The organism is Streptomyces sp. NPDC017246 (genome assembly GCF_044331325.1).
Taxonomy (GTDB): Bacteria; Actinomycetota; Actinomycetes; order Streptomycetales; family Streptomycetaceae; genus Streptomyces.
This window is the reverse complement of sequence record NZ_JBIRMW010000011.1, coordinates 39,664-53,900: the sequence shown is the minus strand read 5'-3', so window position 1 is coordinate 53,900 and position 14,237 is coordinate 39,664. Positions and strand designations below refer to the sequence as shown.

The 14,237-nt window shown below is 71.4% G+C and carries 17 protein-coding genes; 2 read left to right on the top strand and 15 right to left on the bottom strand.

Annotation, left to right across the window (positions count from 1 at the left end):
• Nucleotides 1-11: 11 nt before the first annotated feature.
• From ACH4MY_RS24635 to ACH4MY_RS24600, 8 genes are all read right to left on the bottom strand, one after another.
• On the bottom strand, nucleotides 12-1,148 hold the full coding sequence (locus tag ACH4MY_RS24635) for a hypothetical protein (RefSeq protein WP_398005875.1): 1,137 nt from the start codon (nucleotides 1,146-1,148) through the stop codon (nucleotides 12-14).
• Nucleotides 1,149-1,179: 31 nt separating this feature from the next.
• Complete coding sequence (locus ACH4MY_RS24630; protein ID WP_398005874.1) at nucleotides 1,180-2,370, bottom strand: hypothetical protein; 1,191 nt, start codon at nucleotides 2,368-2,370, stop codon at nucleotides 1,180-1,182.
• Nucleotides 2,371-2,419: 49 nt separating this feature from the next.
• Nucleotides 2,420-3,613 (bottom strand): hypothetical protein, encoded by a 1,194-nt coding sequence (locus tag ACH4MY_RS24625; RefSeq protein ID WP_398005873.1) that lies wholly within the window; start codon nucleotides 3,611-3,613, stop codon nucleotides 2,420-2,422.
• A 111-nt stretch (nucleotides 3,614-3,724) separates the two neighbouring features.
• Entirely contained in the window at nucleotides 3,725-4,648 is a 924-nt protein-coding gene (locus ACH4MY_RS24620; protein WP_398005872.1) for a phage distal tail protein, read from the bottom strand.
• Nucleotides 4,649-4,700: 52 nt separating this feature from the next.
• Nucleotides 4,701-5,954, bottom strand: a complete 1,254-nt coding sequence (locus ACH4MY_RS24615) for a tape-measure protein (RefSeq protein ID WP_398005871.1) — start codon at nucleotides 5,952-5,954, stop codon at nucleotides 4,701-4,703.
• Complete coding sequence (locus ACH4MY_RS24610; protein WP_398005870.1) at nucleotides 5,951-7,153, bottom strand: phage tail protein; 1,203 nt, start codon at nucleotides 7,151-7,153, stop codon at nucleotides 5,951-5,953. Before ACH4MY_RS24610 ends, ACH4MY_RS24615 begins: the two co-directional genes overlap by 4 nt.
• A gap of 30 nt (nucleotides 7,154-7,183) precedes the next feature.
• A complete protein-coding gene (locus tag ACH4MY_RS24605) occupies nucleotides 7,184-8,134 on the bottom strand; it encodes a hypothetical protein (protein WP_398005869.1) in 951 nt (316 codons plus the stop codon).
• A 93-nt stretch (nucleotides 8,135-8,227) separates the two neighbouring features.
• Entirely contained in the window at nucleotides 8,228-8,440 is a 213-nt protein-coding gene (locus tag ACH4MY_RS24600; RefSeq protein WP_398005868.1) for a hypothetical protein, read from the bottom strand.
• Between the two features lie 436 nt (nucleotides 8,441-8,876).
• Here ACH4MY_RS24600 and ACH4MY_RS24595 point away from each other — a divergent pair, with 436 nt between their 5' ends.
• Nucleotides 8,877-9,539, top strand: coding sequence for a hypothetical protein (locus ACH4MY_RS24595; RefSeq protein WP_398005867.1), 663 nt, complete (start codon nucleotides 8,877-8,879; stop codon nucleotides 9,537-9,539).
• A gap of 36 nt (nucleotides 9,540-9,575) precedes the next feature.
• On the opposite strand, the gene ACH4MY_RS24590 is transcribed toward ACH4MY_RS24595, so the two are convergent.
• The 4 genes from ACH4MY_RS24590 to ACH4MY_RS24575 all read right to left on the bottom strand — a co-directional run bounded on the left by ACH4MY_RS24590 (nucleotide 9,576) and on the right by ACH4MY_RS24575 (nucleotide 11,531).
• Nucleotides 9,576-9,878, bottom strand: coding sequence for a hypothetical protein (locus tag ACH4MY_RS24590; protein ID WP_398006084.1), 303 nt, complete (start codon nucleotides 9,876-9,878; stop codon nucleotides 9,576-9,578).
• A 113-nt stretch (nucleotides 9,879-9,991) separates the two neighbouring features.
• On the bottom strand, nucleotides 9,992-10,282 hold the full coding sequence (locus ACH4MY_RS24585; RefSeq protein ID WP_398005866.1) for a hypothetical protein: 291 nt from the start codon (nucleotides 10,280-10,282) through the stop codon (nucleotides 9,992-9,994).
• An 89-nt stretch (nucleotides 10,283-10,371) separates the two neighbouring features.
• Entirely contained in the window at nucleotides 10,372-10,983 is a 612-nt protein-coding gene (locus ACH4MY_RS24580) for a phage tail protein (protein ID WP_398005865.1), read from the bottom strand.
• A 137-nt stretch (nucleotides 10,984-11,120) separates the two neighbouring features.
• Entirely contained in the window at nucleotides 11,121-11,531 is a 411-nt protein-coding gene (locus ACH4MY_RS24575; RefSeq protein ID WP_189831632.1) for a hypothetical protein, read from the bottom strand.
• A gap of 270 nt (nucleotides 11,532-11,801) precedes the next feature.
• Between ACH4MY_RS24575 and ACH4MY_RS24570 the strand changes: the two genes are divergently transcribed.
• The gene (locus tag ACH4MY_RS24570) at nucleotides 11,802-12,632 is read left to right on the top strand and encodes a hypothetical protein (RefSeq protein ID WP_398005864.1); all 831 of its coding nucleotides are present in this window, start codon (nucleotides 11,802-11,804) and stop codon (nucleotides 12,630-12,632) included.
• A 159-nt stretch (nucleotides 12,633-12,791) separates the two neighbouring features.
• On the opposite strand, the gene ACH4MY_RS24565 is transcribed toward ACH4MY_RS24570, so the two are convergent.
• The 3 genes from ACH4MY_RS24565 to ACH4MY_RS24555 are packed head-to-tail and all read right to left on the bottom strand — an operon-like array spanning nucleotide 12,792 to nucleotide 14,096.
• Nucleotides 12,792-12,995, bottom strand: coding sequence for a hypothetical protein (locus ACH4MY_RS24565; RefSeq protein WP_398005863.1), 204 nt, complete (start codon nucleotides 12,993-12,995; stop codon nucleotides 12,792-12,794).
• Nucleotides 12,989-13,804 carry a hypothetical protein gene (locus ACH4MY_RS24560; RefSeq protein ID WP_398005862.1) on the bottom strand — a complete coding sequence of 272 codons (816 nt, stop codon included), beginning with the start codon at nucleotides 13,802-13,804 and terminating at the stop codon, nucleotides 12,989-12,991. Before ACH4MY_RS24560 ends, ACH4MY_RS24565 begins: the two co-directional genes overlap by 7 nt.
• On the bottom strand, nucleotides 13,797-14,096 hold the full coding sequence (locus tag ACH4MY_RS24555) for a WhiB family transcriptional regulator (protein ID WP_398005861.1): 300 nt from the start codon (nucleotides 14,094-14,096) through the stop codon (nucleotides 13,797-13,799). The genes ACH4MY_RS24560 and ACH4MY_RS24555 overlap by 8 nt, the downstream gene beginning before the upstream one ends.
• Between the last annotated feature and the right edge of the window lie 141 nt (nucleotides 14,097-14,237).

The window sequence follows — 14,237 nt, the reverse complement described above, 5'->3', positions numbered from 1 at the left end:
GGACAACCCCCTCAGAGGACGTAGGTCGCGGAGACGCGGATGTTCCGGCCGGCGACGAGGGCGCCGTTGGACGACCAGGTGCGCAGGTTGACCTGCCCGCCGGGCGAGACGTAGGCGCCGCCGCTGCCGAAGCCGTCGCAGGCGGCGGCCTCGTAGTCGAAGGCCGGGCGCCACCCGGCGGGCAGGGTGCACAGCGGCTCGTCGGTGATGTTGCCGGCGCTCTCGGCGTTGACGGTGGCGCCGCTGCGGGTGACGGTGACGAGGACGGTCGCGAGGCCCCGGGAGCGCCGGGCGGAGAAGGACACCACCGTCCAGTTGGGCAGCGGGGTCACGCCGCTGTTGGTGGTCTCCACCTCCACCGGCGGCTGGTAGTTGGCCCAGGAGTTGCCGTTCCAGCGCTGGAGGGTCCCGTTGCTGTCGCGGAACTGGCCGGTGTAGCCGCCGGTGGAGATCGCTCCGCCGGGGGCGATGCCGCCGATCTCCTTCGGGTACGCGACCCAGCCGTTGCCGTCCCAGCGCTGGAGGTAGTGGGCGTTGTCGTTGTCCTGGTACTGGCCGGGGTAGGAGCCGGGCACACCGGCGTTGTTGTAGACGGGCAGGATGCCGCCCACGCCGGCGAGGGTGGTCCGCAGGTCGGTGACGGCCCCGCCCGACCAGGCGATGCCGCCGGTGCCGGCCGAGGCCGACTTCTCCACCCTGACCGAGAAGAGGGGGAGGGAGAGCGCGGGGACGTTCGGCGCGGCCGGCTGTGCCTTCGGCGTGCCCTTGATGATCTCCAGGGCGGCTTCGCTCCTGGTCAGGTTGTCGAACTCGTCGTCGTACACGCGCAGGACGACGAGGTCGACGCGCGGGTTGACCGGATCGCCGTCGCCGAAGGTGAGGACGGTGTCCGCGTCGAGGGTGACGGGGTACGCGCCCTGGGCGTTCGGGCCCTGGACGACGGCGCGCCCGGCGTAGACGGTCGCGCTCATGGGACCGCTGTCGCTCAACGAGAGGCCGCCGACCCGGTACTTGCCGTCGACCGAGCCGGGCAGGATGCCGGAGCGCGAGGCGAGCGGGTTGACCGGCGTGGTGGCGCCGTGGGCGGTGAGGCGGGTGGTGACACGGGTCTGCCCGGTCGGCGGAAGCCAGCCGCTGCGCAGTGCCATGGTTTTCTCCTGTCGGTTGGGGGAGCCGGGACTACGGCAGCGGGTCGACCTTGATGAAGGTGTTGTCGAAGCCGGCCTTGAGGGTGAGGGTGTTGGCGACGACCCGGAAGAAGGCCGTGAGGGTGTACGTCGCGCCCGCGGTCAGGCCGGACTGGCGGGTCGTGGTGGACACCGAGACCATGTTCAGGCTGGCGGCGAGCGCCGCGTAGTCGTCCTCGAGGTCGGCGATGACCGTGGCGCCCTGCGTGAGCTTGACCGCCATGAACGCGTAGTGGTCGGGGCTCGTCGACCGCAGCTTGGCGCCGAAGCTGATGACGACCGCCCTCGACGGCGGGGCGACGAAGGAGAGCGTGAGCGGGTTGGTGATGCGGCCCGCGAGCGTGGAGGTGTACGTGGTCGACGTGGTGTCGCCGTAGTCGCGGTTGTCGACGAAGTACGGGCCCGCGACGACCGGGACCCACGTGGAACCGTCCCAGCGCTGGAGCTTGCCGTTCGTCGAGTCGCGGTACTGGCCCGTGTAGCTCGCCGGTGTGGTGGACGCGGAGGACGGGATGATGCCGCCGAGCGCCGAGGGGTACGAGACCCAGGCGCCGCCGTCCCAGCGCTGGAGCGCGCCGCCCGAGTCCTGGTACTGGCCGGGGTAGGCGCCCGGCAGGGACGCGCCCTCGACCGGGAGGATGCCGCCGAGGGCGACGACCGGGGTCCGCAGGTCCCGGAGCGCGCTGGCCCAGGGGATGCCGCCGTTGCCCGCGCTGGCACCTGCGGGGACGGTCACCTCGTACAGCGGGAGGCAGCGCGGCGGGACGGCCGGAGCCTTCGGGTCCTGTGTGGCCGCGCCCTGGATGATCTCGATCGTGGCTTCGGAGCGCGTACCGCCGTCGTAGAGCTTGTCGTAGACCTTCAGGACGAGCAGGTCGACGCGGCTGTACAGGGCGTTGCCGGGCGCGAAGGTCACGACCTCGGAGGCCGGCAGCGTCACCGGGAAGACGCCCTGGGAGATCTCGCCCTGGATGACGGCGCGGCCCTCGGAGACGGTCGCCGACATGGCGGCGGAGCCGAAGGTCCAGAAGCCGGAGAGCCGGTACTGGCCGCCGTACGAGCCGGGCAGGACGCCGGAGCGGACCTGGACGGGGTTCGTCATGGTGGTGACACCGGTCTGGGTGAGCCGGGTGTCCTCGCGGGTCTGGCCGGTCTCGGCGACCCAGCTGCTGCGCAGGTTCATGGGGTTTCTCCGTTCGAGGAGTCGGGGGACGGTTCGGCGGTCGGGGGTGTCAGGACCTGATCCACTCGGCGGAGAGGCTGCAGGCGTAGCCCGAGCCGCCGAGGGTTTTGATCGCCGCGGTGTGGCTGTGGTAGCCGGCCAGCTGGAGGGTCTCGCCGGCCACGAGCCTGGTCACGCCGCTGCCGCCCACGGAGATGGCGCCGTTGCCGGCGGGGGTGAGCCAGGTCAGCCGGGTCTGTCCGACGCCGCCGACCACGACGCGGGCGCCGCGCATGCCGGTCTGGGCGTCGTTGGCCCAGGTGGCGTGCGCGGAGATCCGCCACCAGCCGGTGCGCGGCACGACGTAGGTGGTGTTCGAGGTCCAGGCGGCGGCGTCGTCGACCTCCACGGTGGGCAGGTTGAGGACGGTCCAGGTGCTGGGGGCGACGGTCTGCGCCTGCGTGGTCAGTCCCTGAGTGGCGTTGAACAGCACGGTCGAGGTGCCCTCGACGTACTGCCAGGCGGAACCGTTCCAGCGCTGCAGTCCGCCGTTGTTGTCCCGGTACTGGCCGACGTAGGCGCCGGCGGCCGTACCGCTCGGGGCGATGCCGCCGATGGCCTTGGGGTACGAGACCCAGGTCGTGCCGTCCCAGCGCTGGAAGAGGCCCGCCGTGTCCCGGTACTGGCCGACGTAGGCGCCCTTGAAGCCGCTGGCGGGCATGATCCCGCCGAGGGCGACGACCGGCCAGTGCATGGTGGTGACGGCGGTGGCCCAGGCGATCCCGCCGGTGCCGGCCGACGTGCCCTTCGGCACGTTGACCGTGTACAGCGGAATCGTGCTGCCCGGCCCGGCCTGCGGGACGGCGGGCACGGCCTGGGGGGTGCCCTGGACCACGCGTACGACCGCCGCGGTGGCGCCCGAATGGTCGTGGACGTCGTCCATCACGGCCAGTTCGACCAGGTCGATGCGGTCGTACTGCGGGTCGCCGTCCGCGAGGGTGAAGCTCTCTGGCGCGGTGGCGGCGACCAGGTAGGCACCCTGGGCGGTGTCGTTGCCCTGGACGATCGCGCGGCCGGTGCCGATGGTGACCTGCATGGGCGCGCCGCCGGTCAGGGCGAAGCCGCCCGGCAGAATGCCCGCACGCGAGCGCAGGGGGGTCTCCGCGGCGCTCTGGCCGCTGGGGGTGAGCAGGGCGGCGAGGGTCAGGCGGGTGTCCTCGCGGGTCTGGCCGGTGGACGGGAGCCAAGCGGCGCGAACGGTCATGGGGTCACCTCTCCGGAGGGGTCGGGTCGGGGTGGTCGGTGCGGAGGAACCGCCGACCGCCGGCGCCCGGAGGCGGCCGGCGGACGGCGGCGGACGGTCGGGGCGTCCTCGTCACCACTCGGCGCTGCGCCACCGCACGGTCATCAGCGCGTCCTCGGTGCCCTCTTCGGGCCGGAAGGACAGGTCGCTACGACCGGGGTCGATCACGAACAGCTCTTCCGGGGTGGAGTCGGCCATCGCGGTGTGCAGGCGGGAGGCGGAGTTGTTGAGCATGACCGTGCCCGCGCGGGTGTCGACGGTGAGTTCGTCGCCGGCGGTCAGGTCGATCGCGTACCGCAGCCGGCGCCTGCTGACCCGCTCGGTGACGGTCGGCATGGAGCACGGGCCGCGGAAGACGATGACCGGGTGGACCGGGGCCGAACCGGTGTTCTCGACGACCGCGTCACCGGTGCTCTTGGCCTGACCCCAGGAGAGCGGCCAGGTCAGCGGCCAGGTGAGCCCCGACTCCGGCTGCGGGGGACTGGTCGTGGCGATCTGCTCGTTGACGACGTAACGGCGCGGGTCGGCGGCCAGCCACTGGACGGACATGCGGGAGCTGCCCTGGGTGGCGAAGCCCTGGTCCGCCGGGACCACGCGCTGGGCGATCCGGGCGCGGACGGCGAGCAGTTCGCCGTGCAGCCGGACGGTGAGCCAGCGCTCCTCGTCGAGGAGGGCGAGCGACTGCCGCAGGGCCCGGAGGGCCCCCGCGACGGCGCCGTACTCCGGCATCAGCACGATGGTGCCGCCGACCTTGCGCGGCTTGGCGTAGCGGGAGCCCGGCCAGGCGCCGTGGGAGGTGGGACGGTCGGCGTCGGAGGAGTCGTACTCGGGCAGGTCCTCCCAGCCCGACAGGCCGGACTTGTCGACGGCGAAGGGGGTGCCGGGGCCCATGAGGAGCCCGGCCCACTGCATCTGCCCGTCCTGGGTGATGAGCGAGCCGGGCGCGAGGTCGGCGATGTAGGAGTTTCCGGCATACGGGGTCGTGGTCTCGGCCATGGGGCCGTCACCTCACTTGGGATGGGGTCAGCCGGTCGGCTGGGGGCGGCGGTCAGCGGTGGGCGGTCGCGAGGAAGAGCAGGTCCTCGGCGGTCGACCGGGGGCCGGCGCCGGGCTCCTCGTGGAAGTCCCGGATGCGGTGCGGCCCCGGGAGGGGGTCGTCGAGGGCCGGGACGCGGCGGGTCTCCAGCTGGGCGAGCGAGTCGATGCGGTAGTCGTCCGCGGTTCCGGGGGAGACGATGCCGCCCTCGGCGAGCATGGGGAGCTTGTCGAGTTCGACGCCGAACTTCTTGCCGGTGAGAGGGATTTCGAAGCTGAGCTTGTTGAGCCCGTCGATGATCCAGTTGGCGAAGGCGATGAGACCGTTGATCGGTCCCTTGACGACCCCGAGCACGGCGCTCAGCGCGCCCTCGATCAGGTCGCCGATACCGCGCAGCGCCTTGCTCACCGCGTCCTTGGCGGTGTGGAAGAAGCCGGGGATCTTGTCGGTGATCCAGCGGACGACCGGCTGGACGGCGCTCTTGATGCCGCCGATCGTGCGGGAGGCGATGCCGCGCAGCGCGCTGGTGGCGGAGCGGACCGCGGAACCGATCCTGGAGATCCCTTCGATGGCCGCTCCGACGATCCTGAGCGCGGTCTTGAAGACGGTCAGGTACGCCTTGGCGTACGTGACCACGGCCTCGCCGAGGAGCTTCATGAACGGCTGGATGAACTTCCAGACCGCCTGGAAGCCCTTCAGGGCCTGCTGGAGGACCTGCCTGATGATCCGCTGACCGGTCTCGGAGTTGACGGCCAGTTCGATCAGGTACGCGACGATGGGCACGATCAGGCCGACGGCGAAGCCGAGCGGGTTGGCCCGCATGGCGAGGTTGATGCCCGTCATGGCGATCGAGGCGATGGTCATGACCGTGCCGAAGGTGCCCATCAGGGTGGTGATGACGTCCGTGACGGGCAGCAGCGGCAGGAGCAGGCCGAGGACGACCCCGGCGCCGGTCCCGATCTTGCGGGCGGCGTCCCGGGCCTTGCCCGCGGCGGCGCCGATCCGCTGGACGCGGGCGGGCGCGGTGGACCGGCGGATCCTGGTCACGGCGGTGGCGGCGCCGGAGCCGTTCTGGCCGAGGGTCCGCAGGGGGGTCCCCGCGTTCCGGGCCGCGGTGACGAGCGCGGCGGCGCCGCTCGCGGCCCGCTGGACGTCCTGCCGCAGGTTCTTCAGCGAGCCGCCCGCTCCGATCAGCCCCTGCCGCAGGTTGCCCATCGGAGCGACGGCCACGCGGAAGTTCGGAGTGGCTGCGAGCGCGGCACTCATGCGCGTGCTCCACGCGCCTTCACGAGGTACATGAGCGCGGCGGCGGTGGCGTGCGGGTCACTGCTCCGGGCCGCGTGGTAGTGCTCGATGTGCAGGCCGGCCCCGGCCGCCTGCGGGCCCTGGGCGGTGCGGGCGCGCTGGGCGGTGAGGGCGAGCAGCCGGTCCAGCTTGGACAGCGGGAGGACGGCCTCGGCCTCGCCGGCCTCGGCGAGGATCGCGGGGACACCGCCGTGCCGCGGCATGACGACACCACCGGTGGCGAGCATCGGGATGGTCGGGATGTTGACGCCGAAGGTCTTGCCGCCGACGACCGGGACCCAGCCGGGGACGCTGACCTTGACGCGGTTGAGGCTGCCGATCATTCCGTTGATCAGGCCGATGACGGCGTTGATCGGGCCCTTCACCCCGCTCTTGATGCCGTCGAACGCCCGGGACGCGATGTCCTTGAGGCCGTTCCAGACGGACGACATCTTGTCCTTGACGGCGCTGAAGGCCTGCGGGATCGCGCTCTTGATCCAGTTGACCACCGGCGTGATGACGGCCTTGATGCCGTTCCAGACCGTGCTGATCACGGCCTTGATCGCCTTCATGACCGTGGTGATGACCGTCTTCCAGATCTTCACGTAGGTCTTGATGACGGTGGCGACGGCCTTGACGACGGTGGAGATGGCCTTCTTGATGCCGTTCCAGACCGTCTTGATCAGGTCGCCGGCCTTCTTCATGATCGGCCCGATGGCCTTCATGACGGAGCTGATGACGCTCTTGATGGCGCTGAACGCCTTCTTCAGGACCGTCTGCATCGTCTTCGAGCGAAGCGCCATGTCGACGATCGCCTCGATGAGCGGCATGAAGAGTTCGAGCAGCCGGATGAGGAAGTTGCCCTTCATCGACTTGTTGAGCTTGTCCTGGCCCTTGGCCGCCTTGCCGGCGCCGGACTCGTACTTGCCGAGCTTGCCGCCGGCCGACTGTGCCGTGTCGCCGGCCTTCTTCATGGCCCGCTCGGCCTGCTCCGAGGCGGTCTTCAGGTTCTTGAGCTGGGTGGTGGAGCCCTGGGCCCCGGTCTTGAGGTTCTTGAGCTGACCCGAGGCCGACTTGCCGGCGTCGCCGACCTTCTTGATCGAGGTGCCGGCGTTGGATGCCTGCGTCTTGAGGTTGCCGAGGGCGGTGGATGCGTTCTTGAGGTTTCTGACGAGAGACATGGGTTACCTCCTTTCGGGGTGGGATGGGGGTCAGGCGGGGTTCATCTGGCTGTTGAGATCGCGCACCGCGTCCGCGAACGCGCGCATCCGCCCGGAGAGGGTGCCCGTGTGGTCGGCGAGGTCCTTGGCCGCGTTGGCCGCGTTCTGGAAGGTCGCCATCTTGGGCACCTTGTCCACGTCGAGCCCGGTCATGGCGATCTTGAGCTTGCCGATGGCGTCGGCGAACTTGGCGGTCTTCCGCGGGTTCGCGTTCTTCACGGCGCCGTTGATCTTGCCCATGCCGCTGGCGACCAGGCCCATGGATCGGTGGTCGACGTCCTTGACGGCGAGGGCGATCTTCTCGACGACGTCCGCCTTCGCCTCCGCGCCCCTCGTCGGCATCTTGCGGAAGTTCGAGACGAACGACGGGGCGTGGAGGTTGAACTTCGCGAGGTGCGGGTTCAGCCGTTCGAGCTGACCGCGCAGTGCGTCGAAGTTGGCGTCCGCGGGGATGCCGGCCATGCCGCCGGGGGGGACGCCGTTTCTCTCGTCCCGGATCTCCGAGAAGTTCCGTCGGCCGATGCTGCCGTCCGGGCGGAGGCCGATCGTCTCGTTGGTGCTGTTCCTGGCGGCGTGCCGCTTCTGCAGCTCGAAGACCAGGAAGGCGCCGAGGGCGGCCAGGAGGATGGGGACGATGACGCCGCCGACGGCGATGAGGCCGGAGATGAGGGCGGCCCCGAGGCCGTCTTCGAGGCCCTTCTTGATGATCTCGGCCACGGGGCCGAGGCCCAGCTGCTCAAGGGTCTCCTCCCACGGAGCCTTGATGACTTCCTCGGCGACCTTCTCCTGCTCTGCCTTGAGGTCCTCGATCAGCTTGTTGACGGGTGCCAGCTGCTGCTTCATCCACTCGGTGGTGGGCAGCGTGTGGTGGTCGACCTTCGAGAGGTAGTGCCTGAGTCCGCCGATCAGGATCGAGAGATCCTCGTTTGTCACTTCTGCCATGAGTTGCTCCGCTTCCGGCCCGGGAGGGCCAAGCGCCGAAAAGCCCCTGCCGGTCACGGCAGGGGCTCGTTCGTCTGGGGGCAGCGGGGGCGGCTAGGCGTCCTCGTCCCGGCGGTGTCCGCGGCGCGCCGTCGCGAGGGCGTCGTTCCAGCCGGCCGCGTACGCGAGGGTCTCGCAGCGGGTGACCTCGGCGCACAGCGTGCCGAGCAACGCTCTCTTGTCGAGGGCGACGGGTCCGTCGAGGAGCTGGCGGAGGCGGTCCTGGAGCGGGATGTGCGGTCGCGATGCCTCGGCCTGCTGAGTCATGGACGCCTGCCTTCCGTTTGCTTGCCCGTGCGTGTGTGGCGGCGCCGCGGAGTGAGGAGCGGGGGCACCACGTGTTCGAACTGTTGTGCGAACAGAGTGTGGAACACCTGTTCGGTGTTTGTCGAGCGGGAAACGTCTGACGGCGTGTCTTTTGGCTTGTTTCCCGAACGGGTTGGCGGCTGACAGGGCTTCTGTTCGACCGGGTAACCTGGAAGACGCTCTCCGGAACGGACCACCTCGGGGCGCGGGGGGCGCGAGGGGCGCGCGGGGACCCCAGGGGGCTGGAAGGCAGTACTGACGCATGGAAACGGAGCCGGGAACCAACCGTCGGGAGAGGGGCGTCGACTGGCTTGCGTCCCACCCCGATCTGCCTCACCTTTTCGCACGCCTTTCCGAGCTTGTCCTGGTTCACGGGTACGCCACCGAGGACCTCGTCGTGCTGCCCCGGGCCGAGGTCGACCGCCGGGAGACCGCGGCGTTCACCGCCGGCTGGGCCGAGGCGGTGTCGGACGAACTCCCGCGCATACGACGGGAGTACGAGAAGCGTGTCGCCGACGCCTACACCCAGGGGCAGGGTGACGCGCGGGGAGTCCGCCGCCCCGAGCGGCGTGTCGACAGCGGACGGGACGGTGCCCGGGTGATCGCACTGCCCTTCGCCCGGCTGCTCGAACCGCCGGCCGCCGTCGTCGAGGCCGAGGAGCGGGTACGAAGGGAACGCGAGCTGTTCGAACAGCGGACCGAACTCGAACGGGATCAGGAAGCCGAGCCCGAGCACCACAGGGAACCCGAGCCCGCGCAGCGGAAGGGGCCGGCGCCCGACGCGGAGCCGGACGTCCTCGTCAGCGCCCAGGAGAGCCGTACCCGCAGGAACGCCCAGCCGGTACGCAAGGTCGTCCGCGGCAAGGGCGGCCGCCCGATCGTGCCGCCCCTCGGGGTGCCCGCCCAGTCCGGGTCCGGCGGCGAACGCCGGGGTGCCGAGTCCGCCGGCCCGGAACCGCGCACGGGCAAGGGACGCCGGCTCTCCGACCGGGCCAGGGCGTTGGAGGAGGAGATGACCTCCGAGCGAGCACAGGAAGCGCCCCCGGAGTCCGCTCCCTGACGGGAGAGGGCTCCGGGGGCCATGGGGGAGGTGGCTTCAGCCGAAGAAGCGGGCGAGCTGTCCCGGGGAGATCTCGGGGGTCTCCGCCCCCGGGGCGTGCTCGTCCGGACCTTCGGTCCTCTCGTCCTCGTCCTTGCTGCCCGGACGGGGAACGGGCTGCGGCGGATCGGGCTGGTCGCCGTCCTCGGACGCGTTGACGCACTGGAACATCCAGTTCGCGGCGGCCAGATGGTCCACCGTCGCCGCGAGCAGATGGTCGGTGACGGACCACTCCGCGGCCTCGCCGTGGATCTCGCGCTGAAGGGCGCTGTCCCGCGGCAGATGCTTGATCAGGGCCAGCACCCGACGGCTGGAGAGTTCTCCGCGGTGCCAGTCGAGGAGGTCGAGCCCGTAGTGGCTGAGGAAGTCGGCCTCAAGGGCCTCGGCGTGTTCTTCGACGAACGCGACGAGGCTCAGTCTTCCCCCAGGCCGAGCCCGGTCTCCTTGCCGTAGGCCTCAAGGATGGCGGCGATGTCCTGCATGGTGATGTCGTGCTGTTCGAAGCGGCTGAACTGCTCCTCACCCATCAGGAGTGCGAGCAGGCCGTCCACGTCGTTGTCGTCGAGCTTGCGCAGGCCCTTGGCGGTGGCGCGGCTGAGCTCGGTCGGAAGGGTGTAGGCCTCGCCGTCCAGCTCGAAGGACCACTTGCGACCGTGGGCCTCCTGTCGCTGGGCGCGGGCGGCGTTGACGTCGAAACGGGCCATGGTGATGCGTACTCCTTGTTCGGGTGAGGAGAAGAGGAGAAGGGCGGGGCGGGACGGCGGTCGGCCGTCCCGCCCCGGGTGGAGAGGGGTCAGTTGGTGGCGCTGTACTGGCTGTCCTTCATGAGGAAGGTCGCCAGCGGCTTGCCGTCGCCCTTCGACATGGCGGAGAAGGTGACGCCCAGCTGGGAGGCCGCCTTGCGGGCCAGCTTGATGTCGTCGGACGCGGTGACCTGGCCGCGCGGGATGATGAAGCGGTACGTGACCGCGGTCGTGCCACCGGCCTTCACGTCGGTGAACTCCAGGCCGAGGGCGCGCACGTCGGCGAACGGGCGCTCGGCGATCTCGTAGCGGTAGGTGTCGACCGCCGGCGTCGGCTCGGCCTTGACGTCGCCGCCGCCCATGAAGAAGGGCAGCGTCAGTTCGTTGAACTGCAGCAGCGAGAACTTCAGCGAGAGGTCACGGGCCGAGTAGATGTAGTGCACCGGGGAGACCGACTGCCACGAGTCGATGGCCTCCAGCTTGTCCTTCTTCGCGAAGGTGACGCCGTCGCCGGTGGTGAAGCCCAGGTCCTTCCAGCCCGCACCGGTCCAGTCGGCGGCGGCGTCGGTGCCGAAGGTGGCAGGGGCGGCGGTCCCGGCGTCGGCCACGTAGAGCTTGCCGGTACCGGCGACGCGGATCTCGGCGGAGTTGTTTCCAGCCATGGTGTGTTTCTCCTTGTGTTGAGAGGCGACCGTCCCGGGACCTCGGGTCCGGGTACGGCAAAGGCCCCGCCGGACGGCGGGGCCTGGTCTGTGGGGTGAGCGGTGGTTCGAGCGCCGGTGCGCGGGGCGCGCAGGGCTCAGAACACGCTCAGGGAGAGGCGGATGACGCACAGGTAGCGGTTGGCGCCCCGGTAGAGGTAGTCGGGCAGCCACCGCGGTCCGTCCTGCTCCTCGACGTCGTGGACGACGTTGTTGGCGCCGATCTGCTTGCCGATGGTGGCGAGCAGGGCCCGGCGGGCGCCGTTGGCGAGGACGTGGGCGGCGTTCTTCGTCGGCCCGTACACCTCGAACTCGATCAGCGGCATGTCGACGTGCAGGTCGCCGATCCAGGCGCCGCCGCGGCGGTTCACCAGGACGGCGGCCTGGGTGCCGTCGAAGCCCGCCGGCGCGTTGACCGCGATGGTCGCGCCGGCCAGGGCGGGATCGGCCTTGAGGACGTCGACGACCAGCTTCTCGACGTCCGGGAACGCACTCGGGGGAGTGGTCATGACGGGTTCTCCTCGCAGAGGGGTACGGGACGGGGCGCCGCCCGGGGGCTCCCGCGGGAGGGGGCGGGGCGCGGAGCCACGCCCGGACGGCGAACGGCGAAGCCGCCGCCCGTCGTTCGGGCGCAGCTCCGCCGCTGCACCAACTGTGACAGAGAGCGTGCGCGCACGCAACTAGTTCCGTGCGTTCCTTCGTCACGTCCTTCCGTACGGGCCCACGAGCCCCGGACGCGTGCCCGATAAGTTGGCCCCCACCGATCGAGGAGCCGCCCCGTGCCCGCCCGCCCCCGCCTTCTGTACGTCACCGACCTCGCCTACCCGGCCCGCGGACGGCGCTACTGCGACGAGGACATCCACCTCACCGCCCGGCTGCGCGAGACCTTCGACCTGGCGCTCTGCCACCCGCTCGACGCCGCCGCCCTCATGGACGCCTTCGACGCCGTCGTCGTACGGAACAGCGGCCCGGTCCTCGGCTACCAAAAGGAGTACGACGCCTTCCGCGAGCAGGCCCTGGCCCGCGGCACCCGCGTCTACAACCCGCTCCACGGCCGCGGCGACATGGCCGGCAAGCAGTACCTCCTCGACCTGACGGCCGCCGGACACCCCGTCATCCCCACCGTCGACCGGCCCGAGGACCTCCACCGGCTGCCCGAGGCCGCCGCGTACGCGGTCAAGCCCAAGGCCGGGGCCGACTCCATCGGCCTGGTCTTCCTGCCCCGCGAAGATCTCACCGGTCTCGGCCTCGAAGACGGCGACCTCCTCGTCCAGCCGCGCGTCGACTTCCGGTACGAGGTCTCCTTCTATTACGTCGACCACCACTTCCAGTACGCCCTGTACGCCCCCGACCCCGAGCGCCGCTGGGTCCTGGAGCCGTACGAGCCCACCGAGGACGACCTCGCCTTCGCCCGCCGCTTCGTCGACTGGAACACCCTCGACCACGGCATCCAGCGCGTGGACGCCTGCCGAGCCCCCGGCGGCGAGCTGCTCCTCGTCGAACTGGAGGACCTCAACCCCTATCTCTCCCTTGACCGTGTCCCCGAGGAGACCCGCGACCGCTTCGTCACCGCCTTCACGGACTCCCTCCGCCGGTTCCTGGCGGCGTGACCGCGGTGGCACGACCTCGATGACACGACTCCGGTGCCATGGCTCCGGTGACATGACGAAGCGCCCCGCGTCCGGGAAGGACGCGGGGCGCTGCTCGTACGGAGGGTGCTGCGGGAGCGGGGAGCGGGGAGCGGGGAGTGGGTGCGGGGGCGGGGCGGATCAGGCGGTACGGACGCGACGGCGCGCGGTGCGTTCGGCGGCGAAGACGTCCTCCAGGCGGAAGAGCTGCGCCCGGCCGGCCTTGCCCGCGGCCCGCAGATGACCGAGCTGGACCCACTTGCGGATGGTCGCGGGGGCGACGCCCGCCTCCTCGGCGGCGAGCGGTCCCGGAATCAGGGCCGGCAGGGCGATCGAGCTCAGCACGCGGTCTCCTCGGTGTCGTTCGGCATCGTGTCCAGCGGTCCGTCCGTCGCGTCCATCGCCGCCTCGATCTCCTCGGTGCGGGCTCCGGAGGCGGCCGCGAGCTCCGTCCACTCCCGCTCCGGCCACAGGTGCCGGTAGGCGGGGTCGTCCTGGCAGCCGCACACCTCGTCCGTGCACACACAGGCCGGGTTCACACAGAGCACCGCGCGACGGTCGGGGAACGCCCGCAGCGACACCGAGTCGCACCAGGGGCAGCGGCCCGCCACCCGGACGACCGTCTCCGAGTCGCCGAGGGTCCGGGCGCACCGCCGTGCCATCCGGCGGATCTCGTCCCGTACGTGCCGGGCGAGGTCGGGGTCGGAGGCGATCGCGTCGAGGAGCCCCACCATCCGCCGGAGCCGGTCGATCACCCCGGCGCGGGGCGGCCGGGGCAGCGCGAGCCGGGCGCACACGGCCTCCTCCAGCTCCACCACCCCGTCGGTGATGTCACGGATGGCGTCGGAGACGTGCAGCCGGATCGGCGCGGCGCCGTGGCCGGGGACGGCGAGCCCGTGTCGCTGCTGGAGGAGCAGCGCCTCGCGGCGCTCCTCGCGGATCTGCTCGTCACGGGCCGCGGGGGAGGGGGCCGGGGCGCTCCCGGCGGGGCCGCGGCGGCCGGGCGCGAGCTCCTCGGCGAGCTCGGGGAACTGGCGCACGAGGGAAGTGGTCCAGAGGGCGATGTCACGGAGCACGAGCTCGACGCCGGCGGCGGAGCCCGTGGCCGGCGCGGCGCCGTCGGACCCGGCGGTGATCGCGGTGCGGTCAGCCACGGCGGCCGCTCCGGGTGAACGTCGGGGCGAGGGCGACCGCCTTCGCCACGCGTGCCGCGTCCGCCGCACGTCCGTTGCGCCACAGGCGGCCGGCGCAGACGCCGTCGAAGTAGCTCTCGGCGGGGGCCACCGCGCTCTCGCACTGGCGGCGGACGGGGCAGCCGGCACAGGCGCGCAGCGCGGGGGCCGCCTCCTTGGCGCGGCGGGCGAAGACGACGGACGGGGAGAGGCCGGCGCACGCTGCGGCGGCCTGCCAGGGGGTGGGGTCGATCGGGAGCAAGAGGTTCTCCACGGTCCGGGGCCTCCGGGGCTCCGTGGGGCCGGTGGGGCCGTTGGGGCTCAGGGGGCCGACGAGTGCGGCGGCGAGCCAGAGTTACATGTTGCGTGCGGGCGCGCAACAAGTTTCTGCGGCCACTCCCGGGAGGGCCTTCAC

Excerpts from the sequence above, each read along its gene's own strand:
- ACH4MY_RS24635 (WP_398005875.1), bottom strand. The coding sequence starts at position 1,148 with ATGGCACTGCGCAGCGGCTGGCTTCCGCCGACCGGGCAGACCCGTGTC.
- ACH4MY_RS24630 (WP_398005874.1), bottom strand. The coding sequence starts at position 2,370 with ATGAACCTGCGCAGCAGCTGGGTCGCCGAGACCGGCCAGACCCGCGAG.
- ACH4MY_RS24625 (WP_398005873.1), bottom strand. The coding sequence starts at position 3,613 with ATGACCGTTCGCGCCGCTTGGCTCCCGTCCACCGGCCAGACCCGCGAG.
- ACH4MY_RS24620 (WP_398005872.1), bottom strand. The coding sequence starts at position 4,648 with ATGGCCGAGACCACGACCCCGTATGCCGGAAACTCCTACATCGCCGAC.
- ACH4MY_RS24615 (WP_398005871.1), bottom strand. The coding sequence starts at position 5,954 with ATGAGTGCCGCGCTCGCAGCCACTCCGAACTTCCGCGTGGCCGTCGCT.
- ACH4MY_RS24610 (WP_398005870.1), bottom strand. The coding sequence starts at position 7,153 with ATGTCTCTCGTCAGAAACCTCAAGAACGCATCCACCGCCCTCGGCAAC.
- ACH4MY_RS24605 (WP_398005869.1), bottom strand. The coding sequence starts at position 8,134 with ATGGCAGAAGTGACAAACGAGGATCTCTCGATCCTGATCGGCGGACTC.
- ACH4MY_RS24600 (WP_398005868.1), bottom strand. The coding sequence starts at position 8,440 with ATGACTCAGCAGGCCGAGGCATCGCGACCGCACATCCCGCTCCAGGAC.
- ACH4MY_RS24585 (WP_398005866.1), bottom strand. The coding sequence starts at position 10,282 with ATGGCCCGTTTCGACGTCAACGCCGCCCGCGCCCAGCGACAGGAGGCC.
- ACH4MY_RS24580 (WP_398005865.1), bottom strand. The coding sequence starts at position 10,983 with ATGGCTGGAAACAACTCCGCCGAGATCCGCGTCGCCGGTACCGGCAAG.
- ACH4MY_RS24575 (WP_189831632.1), bottom strand. The coding sequence starts at position 11,531 with ATGACCACTCCCCCGAGTGCGTTCCCGGACGTCGAGAAGCTGGTCGTC.